The organism is Pedobacter sp. (assembly GCF_037719805.1).
Taxonomy (GTDB): Bacteria; Bacteroidota; Bacteroidia; order Sphingobacteriales; family Sphingobacteriaceae; genus Pedobacter.
On the sequence record NZ_JBBJLZ010000004.1, the window covers coordinates 207,596 to 225,013 of the forward strand.

12 protein-coding genes are annotated in these 17,418 nt (G+C 40.5%); 6 read left to right on the forward strand and 6 right to left on the reverse strand.

Going from position 1 to position 17,418, the window contains the following annotated elements; genetic code table 11:
- The first annotated feature begins 52 nt into the window (after nucleotides 1-52).
- Nucleotides 53-1,144, forward strand: a complete 1,092-nt coding sequence (gene mnmA, locus WKF66_RS14060) for a tRNA 2-thiouridine(34) synthase MnmA (protein ID WP_489675102.1) — start codon at nucleotides 53-55, stop codon at nucleotides 1,142-1,144.
- Here the strand turns inward: mnmA and WKF66_RS14065 are convergent, their stop codons facing one another.
- The 3 genes from WKF66_RS14065 to WKF66_RS14075 form a co-directional block, all read right to left on the reverse strand.
- Nucleotides 1,145-2,083, reverse strand: a complete 939-nt coding sequence (locus WKF66_RS14065; protein WP_489675103.1) for a metallophosphoesterase — start codon at nucleotides 2,081-2,083, stop codon at nucleotides 1,145-1,147. It abuts the gene before it with no gap.
- Nucleotides 2,061-2,825 carry a 5'-nucleotidase C-terminal domain-containing protein gene (locus tag WKF66_RS14070; protein ID WP_489675104.1) on the reverse strand — a complete coding sequence of 255 codons (765 nt, stop codon included), beginning with the start codon at nucleotides 2,823-2,825 and terminating at the stop codon, nucleotides 2,061-2,063. Before WKF66_RS14070 ends, WKF66_RS14065 begins: the two co-directional genes overlap by 23 nt.
- Nucleotides 2,826-2,927: 102 nt before the next feature.
- Entirely contained in the window at nucleotides 2,928-3,440 is a 513-nt protein-coding gene (locus WKF66_RS14075) for a glutathione peroxidase (RefSeq protein ID WP_489675105.1), read from the reverse strand.
- A gap of 173 nt (nucleotides 3,441-3,613) precedes the next feature.
- On the opposite strand from WKF66_RS14075, the gene topA reads away from it, so the two are divergent.
- From topA to pbpC, 4 genes are read left to right on the forward strand one after another with little or no spacing between them, the layout of a single operon-like run.
- Nucleotides 3,614-6,205, forward strand: coding sequence for a type I DNA topoisomerase (gene topA / locus WKF66_RS14080; RefSeq protein WP_489675106.1), 2,592 nt, complete (start codon nucleotides 3,614-3,616; stop codon nucleotides 6,203-6,205).
- 12 nt (nucleotides 6,206-6,217) lie between these two features.
- Complete coding sequence (locus tag WKF66_RS14085) at nucleotides 6,218-6,622, forward strand: hypothetical protein (protein WP_489675107.1); 405 nt, start codon at nucleotides 6,218-6,220, stop codon at nucleotides 6,620-6,622.
- 56 nt (nucleotides 6,623-6,678) lie between these two features.
- Entirely contained in the window at nucleotides 6,679-12,255 is a 5,577-nt protein-coding gene (locus tag WKF66_RS14090; RefSeq protein ID WP_489675108.1) for an alpha-2-macroglobulin family protein, read from the forward strand.
- 2 nt (nucleotides 12,256-12,257) lie between these two features.
- Nucleotides 12,258-14,651: a penicillin-binding protein 1C gene (pbpC, locus tag WKF66_RS14095; protein ID WP_489675109.1), complete on the forward strand. Its 2,394-nt coding sequence runs from the start codon at nucleotides 12,258-12,260 to the stop codon at nucleotides 14,649-14,651.
- A gap of 2 nt (nucleotides 14,652-14,653) precedes the next feature.
- On the opposite strand, the gene WKF66_RS14100 is transcribed toward pbpC, so the two are convergent.
- Complete coding sequence (locus tag WKF66_RS14100; RefSeq protein ID WP_489675110.1) at nucleotides 14,654-15,349, reverse strand: lysoplasmalogenase; 696 nt, start codon at nucleotides 15,347-15,349, stop codon at nucleotides 14,654-14,656.
- 101 nt (nucleotides 15,350-15,450) lie between these two features.
- Nucleotides 15,451-15,762, reverse strand: coding sequence for an RNA recognition motif domain-containing protein (locus tag WKF66_RS14105; RefSeq protein ID WP_489675111.1), 312 nt, complete (start codon nucleotides 15,760-15,762; stop codon nucleotides 15,451-15,453).
- Nucleotides 15,763-15,940: 178 nt separating this feature from the next.
- Here WKF66_RS14105 and WKF66_RS14110 point away from each other — a divergent pair, with 178 nt between their 5' ends.
- The gene (locus tag WKF66_RS14110) at nucleotides 15,941-16,654 is read left to right on the forward strand and encodes a hypothetical protein (RefSeq protein ID WP_489675112.1); all 714 of its coding nucleotides are present in this window, start codon (nucleotides 15,941-15,943) and stop codon (nucleotides 16,652-16,654) included.
- Here WKF66_RS14110 and WKF66_RS14115 read toward each other — a convergent pair.
- A complete protein-coding gene (locus tag WKF66_RS14115; RefSeq protein WP_489675113.1) occupies nucleotides 16,638-17,366 on the reverse strand; it encodes a YqjF family protein in 729 nt (242 codons plus the stop codon). The two genes, WKF66_RS14110 and WKF66_RS14115, sit on opposite strands and share 17 nt — an antisense overlap.
- Between the last annotated feature and the right edge of the window lie 52 nt (nucleotides 17,367-17,418).

The following is a 17,418-nucleotide window of genomic DNA, read 5'->3' on the forward strand; positions in this document are numbered from 1 at the left end:
GAAATGCCAATCTCTGAGTTAATTCAGCTACTTTTGTGCTTTAAAATTTCCAATGAGTAAAAAAGGCAGAATTCTGGTAGCCATGAGTGGCGGGGTTGATAGTTCGGTTGCAGCAGTGATGCTTCACGAAGAAGGATATGAAGTGATCGGCTTGACCATGAAGACCTGGGATTATGCAACTTCAGGAAGCAGTAGCAAAGAAACTGGCTGTTGTAGTCTCGACAGCATTAATGATGCCCGTACTTTAGCTGTAAATTACGGCTTTCCTCATTACATATTGGACATCAGAGATGAATTTGGTGGTTTCGTAATTGACAACTTTGTAGACGAGTATTTAGCCGGAAGGACACCTAACCCCTGCGTACTATGTAATACGCATATTAAATGGGAAGCTTTGTTAAAACGAGCCAATAAATTAGATTGCGAATTTATTGCTACCGGCCACTATGCAAATACCCGATTACAGGACAATGGAAGGCATGTAATTTCTAAAGGTAAGGACGAAAACAAAGACCAGTCTTACGTATTATGGGGGGTCTCGCAAGAGAACTTAGCCCGTACTAAGTTTCCGCTGGGTTCATTTGCAAAAGCAGATATCAGGCAAATGGCAATGGATATGGGGCAAGAAGAACTTGCTAAGAAAAGCGAGAGCTATGAAATTTGTTTTGTGCCTGACAACGATTATCGTGCCTTTTTAAAACATAAGGTCGAGGATTTAGAAGACCGCGTTGCTAACGGGAACTTCGTGCTCAGCAATGGGATGATTGTTGGTCAACATAAAGGATATCCGTTCTACACTATTGGTCAGCGAAAAGGCTTGGGAATCGCGTTTGGAGAGCCGATGTTTGTTTTGCAAATTCTTCCTGAAAGTAACACAGTCGTACTAGGAAGAGCTGATGAATTGGAACGTAGAGAAGCTATGGTACGTAACATCAACCTGGTTAAATATGCTAATATCAATGAACCATTGGATAATGTAATTACTAAGATCAGATATAAAGATGCTGGTACACTAAGCACTATTGTTCAAGAAAAGGACCGCATGCGTGTAGTATTTGACCATGCAGTATCAGCGATTGCACCAGGACAATCCGCAGTATTTTATGAAGGAAACGATCTTTTAGGGGGTGGTTTTCTCTGTTAATTAAGTGCTCAGTTTATTACTAATTAAGTAAGGCGACCCTGTCTTGACCCGCTTTCCTTTATATCTTTCGAAGTAGTAATCTACCCGACCAAGGTTAATTCCTGCGAATCCTACCTGGTTAATTGTTGTTACTTTACCGCTTAAATTCTCGACGTCTTCTGGCTGAGCCATAAAAGTGTGCGTATGTCCGCCAATAATGAGGTCAATATTCTTGTTGTTTTTTGCGAGTATCTTATCACTAACCCTGTTGTTGGAATACGTATAACCGATATGAGAAAGGCAAACGATTAAATCGCATTTCTTCTCATCTTTTAAAAAGTCAGCAGTTTCATTGGCCTTTTTTATTGGGTCAAGATAACGGGTATCGCCGTAACTTCGAACATCCACTATTCCTTCCAGCTCGATTCCAATACCGAAAACGCCAATTGTTATCCCTTCTTTATGGAACACTTTGTAAAATAATGTTGATTTCTCCATTATGGTATTCGAGAAGTCATAATTACTGCATAGTATTGGGAAATTAGCGTGAGGAAGCTGCTTGTAAAAGCCATTAAGTCCGTTATCGAAGTCGTGATTGCCCATTGTAGCAGCATCGTAGCCCATTGCTGTCATTAGCTTCATCTCAATCTCGCCACCAAATTTATTAAAATAAGGAGTGCCTTGAAAGATATCGCCAGCGTCGAAAAGTAAAACATTGCGTTCTTCCGCTCTTATTTTCTTAATCAATGCTGCACGTCTAGCAGTTCCCCCGAGTCCCTGATATTTAGACCCGTCCAATGGAAAGGGTTCAATTCTACTATGTACGTCATTGGTGTGAAGAATGCTGAGTTTTACAACGTCTCCAGACGCAATGGCTTGTAAAGGATTCAAATTTAATGCAGCGGCTACGCCGGCAACTTTGAGGAAGTCGCGGCGACTACTTTTTAGTAATTCTTCCATCTAACGTTGGGTTAATGCGTTTTCCGTCTCTTTCTAAGGACTGAACATAATTTATGAGCGCCGTTCTAACTTTTAGACCGAGAATCTTTTTATCTAACGGTTTTTTAAAGCTTTGATAGTTGTCGCCACCACCGGCAATATAATCGGTTGTAAGTACCCGATAAGTCTTTGAAGGATCGAAAGCCTTGTCATTAATTAAAACGTTAACAGGTTTTCTTTCTACAATCTTCATTTTCAAACCTGATGTCGGCTCTCCGTTATTTACTGCAATAGTATTAATCAGATCCTGAACATCTGCACCACTAAGGGTAAAGACGATTAATTCGTTCTCAAAGGGCATCGTTTCAAAAATGTTTGACATCGTCACCTCCCCTTTTGGAATGTCAACACGTAAACCACCTTTTGTTGTAGGCATTGCGAAATCAATGTTGCTGTCTATCTTTTTAGCCTCAAAAAAGGTAGCATCCGCAAAAAAGTTGCTTAACAGGCTTTCTGGATTCTTGTCACTTTCGACTTTTGACATTAATACATTAGAGTGTGCGATGACCTGATTCATTTCTGCCTCCATCTTTAACTTATAAGGAGTGTAGGTCTTAATAATAGTACTGTCCACCTCGAGACTGCTATTTATATTGTATTCTGTACGCTTGGCTTGAGCTATCTGATAATTGCTTTTACAAGCTAAAAAGCTGAGGACCGTTAAAAGGACGACGCCTTTCATCTGGAAATTACGGTAGATCATAATGGAAAGGAACCATATTAGTTAAACTAAGAATAAAGGTATAAAAAAAGAGAAACCCTGCTGAGGGTTTCTCTTTCTGTAATGATGAACATTACAGCTTAATTACAAATTCTTAGTTATTTCTGCACTTAATGGTGTTGTCTTAGAGCGAAAACGGTGTACCAGCTCTCCTTTTTCATTAATAAGAAACTTCTCGAAGTTCCAATTGATATCACCAGTAAAATCCGAATTAGCAGCTGTTGTCAGATATTTGAAAAGTGGAGAGATCTGAGTGCCTTTTACATTACTTTTTTCAGATAGCAAAAAGGTAACATCGTATTCGCCAGTACAGAACTTTTTAATTTCTGCATTTGTAGCCAACTCCTGGTCGTTAAAATTTGCTTGAGGAAAGCCAATGACGATAACCTTCTTACCATATTGTTTATGTAATTTTTCAAGGTCTTCATACTGTGGAGTGTATCCGCACTTAGAAGCAGTGTTCACAATGAGAATTTTCTTCCCTTTAAACTTTGAAAGTTTGATTTCTTTACCGTCAATCGTCTTGAACGAGAAATCATACACGCTCTTCGCTGGTGGTGCAAAGAACATGGTAAGCAGGATCAATAATGTGTTCATAATTCTGGGTTTAGAGTATGTACGAAGTTAAGTACAAATTGGATATAAATATATAACATGGAGGTAAAATTGGTATCAGAAATCCCAGGTGCGACACAATTAATAAAGCGAATTATACATGTAATTTTGAAGTTAGGCTTATTTATAGCTTTATTTGCAGAAAAACGTTCTGAATGGCGAAGAATTTATTGATAGTTGAGTCACCCGCAAAAGCTAAAACTATAGAAGGGTATTTAGGAAAAGATTTTCTTGTTAAATCAAGCTACGGGCACATCCGGGATTTGGTAAAAGGAGATATGGGTATCGATATCACAAATAATTTCTCTCAGACTTACGAGGTTCCTGCAGATAAAAAGCAGGTTGTAGCAGAGCTAAAGAAACTCGCGAAAGAAGCTGAAATGGTATGGCTTGCATCAGATGAAGACCGTGAAGGAGAAGCAATTAGCTGGCATTTATTTGAGACGTTAGGTTTAAAAGAGGCCAAAACTAAACGCATCGTTTTTCATGAAATCACTAAGCCCGCCATATTAAAGGCTATCGAAACTCCAAGGACAATTGATTATAATCTTGTACACGCTCAACAGGCCAGACGTGTATTAGACAGGCTGGTAGGTTTTGAACTCTCCCCTGTGCTATGGAAGAAGATTAAGCCCTCTTTATCTGCAGGTCGCGTACAATCGGTAGCTGTCAGACTAATTGTTGACAGGGAGCGTGAGGTAAATAAATTCAATGCTGTAGCGGCATATAAGATCAGTGCTCAATTTTTAACTGGTAAAGGTAAAGAACTGGTAAAAGCCGAACTTCCACATCGTTTTGAAAAGGAGGCTGATGCCGAAAAGTTTGTAAACGATTGTGTGGAGGCGAAGTTTGCAGTGGACAGTCTAGAGACGAAGCCAGCTAAGCGGAATCCTGCTGCACCATTTACCACTTCAACATTACAGCAAGAGGCTTCCAGAAAACTCGGATATTCCGTGTCCAGAACAATGCAAATTGCGCAACGCCTTTATGAAAGTGGTCACATCACTTATATGAGGACTGACTCTCTCAATCTTTCAGAAACTGCCCTTCAAGCAGCTGCAGCAGAAATCAATTCAGCTTGGGGACAGAAATACCATCATTTAAGAATATATAAGACTAAGTCAGCCGGCGCACAGGAAGCGCATGAGGCCATTCGACCTACATATTTTAATCATCACACCGTCCAGGGTGACAGTTCAGAGCAACGGCTTTATGAATTGATATGGAAGAGAGCTATTGCTTCTCAAATGAGTGAAGCTCTTTTTGAAAAAACAACGGCACAGATAACTATCAGTAAACGAAGCGAAAGATTGGTAGCAGAGGGTGAAGTTTTGAAGTTTGACGGTTTCCTTAAAGTTTACCTGGAATCAAGTGATGATGATGACCTTGATGATGCTGAAAAGGCTGGAATGTTACCACCTTTAAGCAAAGGACAAGAGTTGTTTTTAAAAGAGCTTAACGCTACACAAAGATTCTCACGGCCGCCGGCAAGATATACTGAGGCTAGCCTTGTCAAGAAGCTGGAAGAGTTAGGTATAGGACGACCATCGACCTATGCGCCAACAATTTCAACGATTCAAAATAGAGGGTATGTGGTAAAAGAAGAAAGAGATGGCAAGCAGCGCTCTTTCACAGCAATTACCCTCGCAGATGGAAAAGTAGAGAAACAAATTAGGACAGAAATCACTGGTGCTGAAAAAGGTAAACTTTTTCCGACAGACATCGGTGAGGTGGTTAATGACTTTTTAGTAGAGCATTTTAAAGATATAGTTGATTTTAACTTTACAGCTAATGTTGAAAAGGAATTCGATGAAATTGCACAGGGCTTGCAGGAATGGACGAAAATGCTCCACTCCTTCTATACTCCTTTTCATATTGAAGTCGAATCCACACTTGAAAATGCCGAGAGAGCCAACGGAGAAAGGCTGTTGGGAATAGACCCTGTCTCAGGTAAAAACGTCTACGCCAAGGTAGGCAAGTTCGGACCGTTAGTACAAATTGGTCAGAATGATGACGAAGAAAAGCCTAAGTATGCTAGTCTGGCAAAGTCGCAATCTGTTGGAACAGTGACCCTGGAAGATGCGCTCGAGCAATTTAAGCTACCTTTTCAGCTAGAAAACTATCAGGAAAAAGAAGTGTCGGTTGGCGTTGGAAGATTTGGTCCCTATGTTAAATGGGGCGAAGCATATATCTCCGTGCCAAAAAATGAGGATCCTTTGACGATAGATCTCGATCGTGCCATCGCTTTAATTGAAGAAAAGGTAACTGCTGATGCACCTATCGCTACGTTTCAGGATCTACCCGTTACTAAAGGAACCGGTCGTTTTGGACCTTTTATTAAATGGAATGACCTGTTTATTAACGTCCCGAAAGCTTACGACTTCGATAATTTAAAAACTTCTGACATTGAAGAGTTGATCAACAAAAAGCTAGACAAAGAAGCAAATCGATTTATTCAGCAATGGCAAACCGATAAGATCGCTCTTGAGAACGGTAGATGGGGACCTTTTATACGTTTCGGAAAAGAAATGTTAAAACTTCGTAAGAATCCTGCAACAAATGACAAGTATACCCCAGAAGAGTTGGGGACTTTGACTTTAGACGAGGTTAAAAAGTTGATAGTTGAACAGGTTCCTAATGCATTTGAGCCAAAAACTAAAAAGGTAGCCGTTAAGAAGACGGGCGTCGCCGCTAAGAAAACCGTTACTAAAAAACCTTCTGTTAAAAAGGCTGTTGCAAAGAAATAACCAGTTGCAAAGATGAAGAAAGACCTGCCGGCAAATTTTGTGGAAGATGTAGCGATAGCTGTTGTATTACTTAACGAAACACCTGAAGTTAAGAACTGGACGGTTTATGTTGTGAACCTCAAGGACATTCCGATAGATAATGTATTGATTAGCTCTAAAGGCTATGGAGAGAAAGATGGTAAAATGGTCAAGACCTCTGTTTTGAGACATTTCATTGGAGACTTAAAGGCAAATAGTTACGCAGGCGTCGAAGCAATTGACACAGAGGTTTTCGGGCTGACAAACGAATATTGGTTGAGTTATTATGTTGATGGAGTGATATACGACAAGAAGTTTATCTTCCTTCCTGAAAGCATTGTCGATGAAAACTTGATTAGAATACCTGTGGTCAATAGACCAGGTGTGATGATTAAATAGCACTTTTTAATTCATCATTAATAAGTATCTTCCTGCGCAATTATTAATTCTTGCGTATGGTGACCCAACGTTCTTCTTTTTTTAAAAACAAACAAACGTTTTTACTCGTTTCTGCGATAATTTTGTTGTTAGCAGCATTTGTTACGTTCCTTTTCCTACGTAAATCAAAGCCTGATAATTACAATCAGCAATATGTTAAATACATAGAGTCTTATACTTCAGGGACTATTTCTAAGAAAAGTACAATAAAGGTGCACCTTGCTGGTCAGGTAAGCACAATGAATAATCTGGGAAAAGCAGATGACCGCGATCTCTTCGAGTTCTCCCCCTCCATTAAAGGTAAAACATATTGGCTGGATGCCCAGACAGTTGAGTTCAGACCAGACGAGCCGCTTGAATCAGGTGAGACTTACGAAGCTACCTTCGCCTTAGAACGTGTTACCGAGACAGAGAAAGACTTGGGCGAGTTCAATTTCGATTTTCGCGTAATACGACCCGGGCTTGCTGTAATTCAGAATGGGCTTGTTTCACAAAATAACACTTCAATGGATTTTATGAAGCTGACCGGGGTAGTTACAACTTCAGATCAAGAAGACCCAAAAGCCATTGAAGAAACGTTAAATCTCAACTTTTCACAAAAGCTTAACGTTAAATGGCAACACAGCCCCGAAAAAAATTCTTATTCGTTTTCCATTGATAGTATTAGAAAGTCAAATAAATCCGAAAGCCTCAAGATAGATTGGTCTGGAGATGCAATTGATGCGGATGACAAAGGTTCTTTCAACATTGAGATACCACCTTCAGGGACATTTAAAGTACTAGCCGTCAAAGCAATTCAAGAGATGGAGGATTATGCGCTTATCCAGCTTTCAGAACCAGTAAACGTAGCACAGGATTTGACCGGTCTGGTTACGCTTAACAATCTATCTGACTTAAGGTTTACGATTGACAAAAGTCAGATAAAGGTCTACTCCACTCAAAATCTAGAAGGAAACTACACCTTAAATGTTGATGCTGGCATTGAAAACATTCAAAGTAAGAAACTGAACTCAGGTAAAACTGCAAATATTGTTTTTGAGAATAAAAATCCTTCAGTAACAATAGCAGGCAGTGGAACAATTCTTCCTAACTCAGGAAAACTTGTGCTTCCTTTTGAGGCCATTAACTTAAAGGCCGTAGACATTACTGTTATTAAGATTTATGAGAATACAATTCCTCAGTTCTTTCAAAGCAACGGGTATAAAGATGGTTCCGACCTGCGGCGTGTAGCAAAGCCAGTTGTTCAGAAAGTGCTTCGGCTTGATGAGGACAAAGGGTTAAACTTGAACAAGAAAAATCGATTCACATTGGATCTTGACAAATTAATTAAAGCAGAGCCGGGCGCTATGTATCGTGTAACAATAGGCTTTAGGCAAGCCTACAATGTTTTCGCATGTGCAGAATCCGAGACTGTAGCCACTAGTGAAACTGACGATGATTATAATGGTTACGGCGAAAAGATAGATGAAGATGATGATTTCTGGAATACCTACAATAGTTACTATCCCAGTGACTACCGATGGAATGATCGAGATAACCCATGCTCACCATCTTATTATACAAATGATAAGTGGGCCAGTCGAAATCTGATCGCCTCAAATATTGGCCTGGTGGCAAAGCGGGGTAATGATAATAGCATGGTCGTTATTGCCACTGATCTGCTTACTGCGAAGCCGATGGAAGCAGTCACTTTTGAATTGCTTGATTATCAGAACCAGATTATTCATACTACAAAATCAGATGCCGATGGCTTGGCTATTTTTGAGCTCAAACGTAAGCCTTTTTTGCTGATTGCAAAAAATGGAGATGAACGTGGCTATCTTAAAATGGACGATGGAGGTTCCCTCCCACTCAGCCGGTTCGACGTTAGCGGAGACGTAGTACAGAACGGATTAAAAGGATTCATTTATGGTGAACGCGGCGTTTGGCGGCCAGGCGACTCAGTCTTCGTATCTTTTATTCTGGAAGATAAGCTGAAGAAACTTCCCACTAATTATCCGGTGACTTTTGAGTTTTACAACCCTAAAGGACAACTTTCTAAAAAGATGATTAACGGAAAGCCACTTGATGGATTCTACGTTTTCAAAACAGCAACAGAGCGGGACGCCCCCACTGGTAACTGGCTTGTTAAAATCAAAGCGGGTGCTTCAAGCTTCAGCAAGACGATCAAGGTAGAGACTGTGATGCCGAATCGCTTAAAGATTAATTTCAACGTTGGCAATGCTGCCTACCTTGGAACAGGTGCTTCTTCTACTGCGACAATAACAGCAAACTGGTTGTTCGGAAATGTTGGTAAAAATCTTAAAGCCAAGGTCGATGTTAACTTAAATACCATGAAGACCACTTTCAAAGGATTTGAGGCCTATGAGTTTGATAATCCTACGGTAGCTTTTCAATCGCAAGTAAAAACAATATTTGAGGGAACACTTAATGAAAATGGCTCGGCTGTTATAAATACCAGTTTGAACGAAAACAGTACTGCACCTGGTGTCCTTAAAGCAAACTTCACAACTAAGGTATTTGAAGCCGGCGGGAATTTTAGTATGGACAACTTCAGCATCCCGTATCACTTTTACAAGAGTTATTATGGAATTAAGTCTCCTGAAGGAGACAAGTTGTCTGGTATGTTAGTAACTGGCAAAGACCACCTGCTAAACATAGTCAATGTAAACAGAAACGGCAAGCTTGTAACTGGTAGTAAAGGTGTAAATGTAGAAGTATATAAAGTACAATGGCGATGGTGGTGGGAACAGGATGAAGAGGATTCGTTTGCCAACTTCACTCAAAATAGCTATAACAAAATCGTCAGTAATACCTACGTCACTTTAAAAAATGGCAGGGCAAATTATAAGTTGCGTATTGACGAGCCTGAGTGGGGACGCTATCTCATTCTTGTCAGAGATGAAAATGGCGGTCACGTGACTGGTAAATCTGTTTATATCGACTGGCCGGGCTGGGCGCAAAGGGAGCAGTCCAGTAATCCTACTGAGGCGTCCATGCTATCGTTCACAGCTAACAAACCGAAATATAAAGTCGGCGAGGAGGTAGTACTTACAATTCCTTCTGGCAAAGGTGGACATGCATTGATCTCTATAGAAAACGGTAGTCGTGTACTCAAAACTTTCTGGACAAAGACCAATGTAGGACAAACGCAATTTAAGTTTAACGCAGAACGCAACATGGCACCGAATGTATTTGCTAATGTTACGCTCCTACAACCGCATGCACAGACCATAAATGACCTTCCTATCCGCATGTATGGAGCAATTCCAATTCTTGTAGAAGACCCCCAGACAATATTAAGCCCTACAATCAGAATGGCCGATAAGATGAAGCCAGAAGTGGAAAGTAGTATTACTGTAAGTGAGAAAAGTGGGAAAGAGATGACCTATACTATCGCTATTGTAGATGAAGGATTACTTGATCTAACTAGATTCAAAACTCCTGACGCTCATGCTGCCTTCTATGCGAAAGAGGGCTTGGGAGTAAAAACCTGGGATATGTTTGACTATGTACTTGGTGCCTGGGGTGGAAATCTCGAACGAATTCTTAGTATTGGCGGCGATGGTAGCATTAACAGAAACCTTAGTCCTGCCAAAGCAAACAGGTTTGTTCCCGTCGTAAAATACCTTGGCCCATTTCATATCAAAGGCGGCAGCAACACACACAAATTTAAGTTACCTCAATATATAGGAGCAGTGAGAGCAATGGTAATTGCCGGGCATAATGGAGCATATGGTTTTGCAGAGAAGTCTGTTCAGGTAAAGAAGCCACTAATGGTTTTGGCAACCTTACCTAGACTAATTGGCCCTGGCGAGCAATTCACACTTCCAGTAACCGTTTTCGCTACGGAGGCAAAATTAAAAAATGTGACACTAAGCCTCCAAGTTCAGAACCTCCAAATTAGCGGAAGCGCTGTGCAAACAATTGCTTTTCCTAAGCCGGGTGAGCGAATGGCGTACTTTGAGATTAAGGCACCAATGGCCATAGGGATTGCAAAAGTAAAGGTTACTGCAAAAAGCGGCACTGAACAAACTAGCTATGATGTTGAGATGGATATTAGAAATCCAAATCCATACATTACAAATGTAGTTTCGGCTACTGTGCAGCCAGGTACCAGTTTCACTCAAAGCTATCTTCCAATCGGAATGAACGGCACCAATTACGGAACAATTGAGTTCTCTTCCCTGCCACCTCTTAATTTAAAAAAGCGTTTGAGCTATCTCATGCAGTATCCACATGGCTGTGTGGAACAGACAACTTCGGCTGTGTTTCCTCAATTGTATCTGGATAGATTGATCTCTATGAATGAAAAGCAAAAAGCGAGTTCAGAAGCCAACATCAAAGCTGGTATAGGCAAGTTGAAAGGATTTCAGAACACTGATGGAGGGTTGTCTTACTGGCCAGGATCTGGGGACTCAGATGAATGGGGCACTAATTATGCATCACACTTCCTTATAGAATCACAAAGTATGGGTTACACTTTACCGGTTGGTATGTTTGACGGTGTAATTCGTTTCTTGAAAAATAAGGCTGCGAATTGGGTTCCAAACAGTAACAATTTCTATGGTGGCGACCTCTCCCAAGCTTACAGACTCTATGTTTTGGCATTAGCAAAGCGGGCAGATATAGCGGCCATGAACCGCCTTAGAACCTTTGAGTACTTATCCACCGCCTCGAAATGGCGTTTGGCGGCTACCTATAAATTAGCAGGACAGCAAGAAGCGGCTACTAAATTAATCGCCAATCTTGCCACCGAAGTTGAGCCTTACACACAATTAGGTGGAACATACGGATCGGATGTCAGAGACCAGGCAATGATCTTGGAGACATTAACCTTACTAGGCCGGAAATCTGAGGCTGCGCAGCTTTTACAACCTTTAGCAGCAAAGCTGGGCACTGAGGAATGGTATAGCACTCAGACAACAGCTTATTCTTTACTTGCCATCGCAAAATTCTGCGGAGCTAACAGTTCTTCTACTTTATTGAAATATAGTTACAGCATCAACGGAAAAACAATCAATGCCAGCTCAAAACAGTATTTTACCCAACAAGAGCTTCCCATAAGAGGGAATGTCATGATTAAGAACACCGGTGACAGAGTGCTTTTCGCAAGAATAATCTTACAGGGTCAGCCTTCAACGGGGCAAAATAACTTTCTACCAAATAGACCCGATGTTTTAGATATGGATGTTCAGTATAAACTGTTAAACGGAAAACCTTTAAATCCAGTAACTATCAAGCAGGGAACTGATTTTTACGCGGAGGTTAGCATTAAGAATCCAGGAAAGATGGGACTGTACGAACAAATGGCACTGACCCAAATATTCCCCTCCGGGTGGGAAATAATAAATATCAGAGTGAACGACAATGAAAGCATTTTAGCTTCATCTCCTTACAGCTACAGGGACATTCGCGACGATCGGGTGCTCACGTATTTCAATCTGAGGGAAAACCAGTCTGTGAAATATAAGGTTTTGCTTAATGCCTCATATATCGGTAAGTTTTACCTTTCCGCGCTTCATTGTGAGGCGATGTATAACAACAACATAAGCGCAAGTCGGACTGGGATGTGGGTTCAAGTAGTGAAATAACTATGCTGCAAAGCCATGTTAAAGCGTATTTAATATACGTTACAGATTTCCTATGTGTACTGTTAGTACTGGCATTCATTTCTTGCCTGCCTTCGCCACTTTTCCTGGCGCCGACGTCTTTCGTAATAGAGTCTGCCGAAGGATCACTGCTTAGCGCCTCAATTGCAAGGGACGGTCAGTGGCGATTCCCTGTGTCAGATACCGTTCCTCAAAAGTTTATAAAATGCATCACTGCCTACGAAGACAAAAGGTTTTACCAGCACCCAGGCATAGATTTCTTAGCTATGGGAAGGGCTATTCGTCAAAATTTCCAATCCAAAACGGTGGTAAGTGGTGGTAGTACGTTAACAATGCAGGTCATTAGGCTATCTCGAAAAAAAAGCAGAACTATTTTTCACAAGATACAGGAAGTTGTTCAGGCGTTCAGTTTAGAACTCGGTTACTCAAAAGATGAAATTTTGCAAATTTATGCGGCTAATGCACCTTTTGGAAGCAACGTAGTTGGTCTGGAAGCAGCAAGTTGGAGGTATTATGGTCGAAGTCCTATTACCTTGTCTTGGGGAGAAATGGCGACACTGGCGGTATTACCGAACAGTCCTTCCCTCGTCCGTCCAGGTAGGAATGCTGATAGACTTATCAGAAAGCGAAACGATTTGCTCGACAAGCTGACCAAATTAGGAATGATTGATAAACAGACCGCTAACCTATCAAAGCTGGAGCCCATTCCGGAGAAGCCTCTTCCTTTACCACAAAATGCCTCTCACTTGTTAAATCGTTTTAAGCAGGAAAAATCGCGCTTAGCCATTAAAAGCACCCGATTGAAATCTACCTTGAATGAAGACTTACAAATGAAGGTTATCGAAATTCTTAGACGATACAACAATAGGTATAAGGCAAACGGAATTAACAACATTGCGGCGATTGTTTTAGATGTTAAGACGGGAGCAGTTCGAAGTTATGTAGGAAATATCTATCAGCCCGAAGATCCGGAGATGGAAAGTCATGTCGATATGATTCGGGCGGCCAGAAGTCCAGGTAGTACGCTCAAGCCACTATTATACGCCAGCATGTTAAATGACGGCTTTATGCTTCCAAAGACTTTAGTCGCAGATGTACCAACGCAAATTAGTGGTTACTCCCCTCAAAACTACGATCTTGGTTATGATGGCGCTATTCCAGCTGATCGTGCTTTAAGCAGGTCGCTTAATGTTCCCGCTGTAAAAATGCTTCAGCGGTACAAATATCAGCGATTTTACGATAAGCTTAAGCAATTTCAGTTTAGCACCCTTAATATGCCAGCCGATCATTATGGCCTTTCTTTAATTCTAGGTGGCAGTGAGGTAACAATGTGGGACCTGTCTAAGGCTTATCTTGGAATGGCAAGATCATTAACTCACTTCAATGATTATCAAGGGAAATATAACGCCCATGACTATGATGACCCGGTATATGCCCAGGCGAATGCTTTGAGAGATAAGCGGTTTGACCAGTACGAAGCGCAGCTAAACTCAGTTGTTGACTACGGCTCTATCTGGAATACTTTTAATGCTATGGAAGAACTTATGAGGCCAGGCGAAGAAGGCCTTTGGGAACAGTTTGCCTCTTCCCAGCGACTCGCATGGAAAACGGGTACAAGTTTCGGCTTTCGAGATGCCTGGGCTATTGGAGTGACTCCTCAATTTGTAGTCTGTGTATGGGCAGGTAATGCAGACGGCGAAGGCAGACCTGGCCTCACGGGAATTGACATAGCAGCGCCGGTAATGTTTGATATTTTCAAACAGCTCCCAGCTGGACAATGGTTTCGAACTCCAAAAAATAACCTAAAGAAAATATTAACTTGCAAACAAAGTGGTTACAAAGCAAGTGAATATTGCACAGATAAAATTGAACAGCTTTCCAGCCCTATAGGTGTTAAAACCGTTATTTGTCCGTATCACAAGCTTATTCATCTTGATAAAAGTGAAAACTTCCAGGTTACAGATAATTGTTCTCCTGTATCTACTATGGTCCATAGGAAATGGTTCATTTTGCCGCCAACTATGGAATACTACTACAAAATAAAAAATAGTGATTATAAAACACTTCCGCCTCTGATGGAAGGATGTATAGGTGGGGAAAGGGATCTTGTGATGGAGATGATTTATCCAAAGAACAACGCGAGGGTTTATATTCCACTGGAATTTGATGGGCAAAGGGGAAGAATGGTGTTGACGGCAACCCACACAAATAGCCTCGCAAAGATATACTGGCACCTTGACAATTCTTTTATTGGTACCACAGAACATTCCCATAACTTTGCAATAAATCCGTCTGCAGGAAAACATGTGATCACCATAGTAGACGACAAAGGCGAAAGGCTGAATCAAAGTTTTACAATAATAGATAAAGAGAAGTAGTTTTATTCTTTTATCATTAACCTACGTTCAACCGCCCCTAACGTTATTAAATATTGCGCGGTCATATAAGTTATCATTATTAAGATTTTAGAACCGCCAAAGCTGAAGATAAACTTATCATATGCGAGTAAGGCATCGGAGGCGACAAAGCATAGGGCCCCGACTACTATTAGATTAAAACTCAGTTTGTTAACTCGCTGATTTCTAAATACAGCCATCAATACCAATAAGCTGATTATCAGAATGTATGCAAGCACAGGAACGCGCATGGCACCTAAATAAGGTCTTAAATAGAAGAAGAACACTGTACTGGAAATAGCAACAATGATCGTGGTCCATCTTGCCAGTTTCTTGTCCAGCTCGGGTGCAGATAGGAAGTCAAGATAGAATGCCCGTATATAGAATATATGACAAAGTGAAAAAGCAAAAATAACGTAGCTAAAGTATTTCTCATTAGAAGATGCACCTGAGAGCAGTAAATCGCCTATTAAAGCGAACACTAGGCCACTTAGTATTCTTTTGTGAAATCTACCTTTTATAGCAGTGGTTGCAATTAGGAATATAGCAAGACAAACTGTAATTAATGGCTTAGTGTAAACAATTAATACTTCGCTATCAATCAAGTGCCCTGTCAGTTGAAGCAATGCGATAATCACGAATACGGAGGTACAAACGAGGTGCCTTGTTAAAATAACCATCAGAGGGCTACAACTAATTAGCAAATAAAAAGGCAATAATCAAAGTTTCATTGATCATTGCCCTATATATTCTAAATTATTAAAATAAACAAGAATGCTAACTAGTAGCTTTTCTCAGTACGATTGTTGCGTTTAAAACCTCCGCCGCCGCCTGCACTTCCACCTGTATTTGGTTTCTCTTGTGCTTCAGCTACCTTGATTCTGTTACCGTTGTAATCGCCACCATTCATGCGTTTGATCGCTTCTCTTGCCTCTTCGTCAACAGGCATTTCAACAAATCCAAATCCACGACTTTGACCAGTCTCACGATCCTTGATTATTCTAAGTGATTTTACTTGACCGAAATCACCAAATACGGCTGTTAATTCATCTTCCCCTACTTCTAACGGAAGGCCTGTAATAAATATCTTCATTAATGTTTAAAAATTTTCACAAAGTTAAGCATTTTTTGCTTAAAAACCAATGCGTGTGTCAGTTATAAGTATAATTAAGTAAAATATTAACACCCGTAAAAGTCATAATGTTTGTCAAATAAATATTTTTTTTCCAAATAAAGAATCTAGTATCTTCGACCAACCAAGACGAAACTAAATGAAGAGATTTTTACCGCTTTTTTTATTACTAACAGTACTTCTTTGCTCCTGTAAAAATTCATCGAAATCCACGTCGTCAACCAGCAAATCGGATGCTACAATCAAGATTGTTCCTGAAGAAATCAACGTTGATCGTACTGCTAACAGAGATATGATGATCATACTCAGCATCTTGCCAGATACATTAAGTAGAGCGGTGCAATGGACTCGGGCGCAGCGAGGATACATGCGGCGAAGCGTAGAACAAAACGGTTACTTAGTAGATAGCAATGAAGTGTTTAAGTCAGTCAATATTTTTAAAAATAATCATATTGACCTCAATATGCCGGATGGGAGGTTTTTGCTGACGACCTATCAAATTAGTGATGGCCATTATGTAATCCTCACCGTTGAAACAATCAAGGAAAAACAAACCGTTAAAGCGTATGAACTTTACAAGTCAAGTGCAGCTGCACTTAGCCTCGATGATCTGTTAGGCAAATATTCGCTAAGCTATATGGTCGACCCATCTAATCAGTCCTGTCTGGGAATGTTGTATGATAAAAGTCCTGATTTCGATTTCTTAATTTCAGAGAATGATGAAGTCAAGATTAAAATTAAGAATTACAGTGAGGATGATTCCAAAGGATGTTTAAAAGGAAACTTATTGACCTTAAAGTTCAACCGAGTAAAAATGCCGTTTGATATAACGTCCCTTACCTGGGAAAACTAGGACCACGAATTACTTTTTTTCTTTCAATGGAGATAACAGAGCCCTCAGTTATAAAGATTGAAGCCGGCTCTGCATGGTTTAGGAATTCAAAATTGGCTCCATAGGTCAGTGAAAAGTCCACATCTATTTGGTAGGATTTAATCGCATACTGCTCCCATCGGGGATGCTTCACTTCATATTCATTAGTAACGGATTGATTGTATCTGGAATAACCCCAATAATGTTCAGTAATGAATTCAGTCTCCGAACCTACTGCAATTTCCATTAACTTTTTATCTGCACAAACGCTCAATGCCTGCCACTTTCCTTGAACCTTCCAACTATATTCTACCCGCATTTCATCATTGCTTGTCTCCCAGCTATGTTTCATTGGCAGTGTCTCATAATTTTCGTTGTAAAGTGTATTGGCGACAAAAGAGAGTGCATACTTAGGTACTATTTCTTTAATGAAGACTACGCCTCTTTTCCAAACACCCGCATCTCTGTAACGCACATAGAACCGTAAGTTTACTTCCTCGAAGTTAGTATGAAAAGGAATGGCAATGCCAAGCAGTTTGATATTTTTAAACAGGAAACCAATAAGGCTCACATAACATTTATTATCCCAGACATCCAGTTCGGTCCCTGCAGGCAAATAGGGTAATAATACTTCTGCATCAACTCGATAGTTTGCCATTATCAACTTTCGCCACTCCGCCTTTAAGAAACTCATTGTGCAAGTTAGTCAATAGAACTATTAACTCTTTTTTTTACTTTAGCAGCTA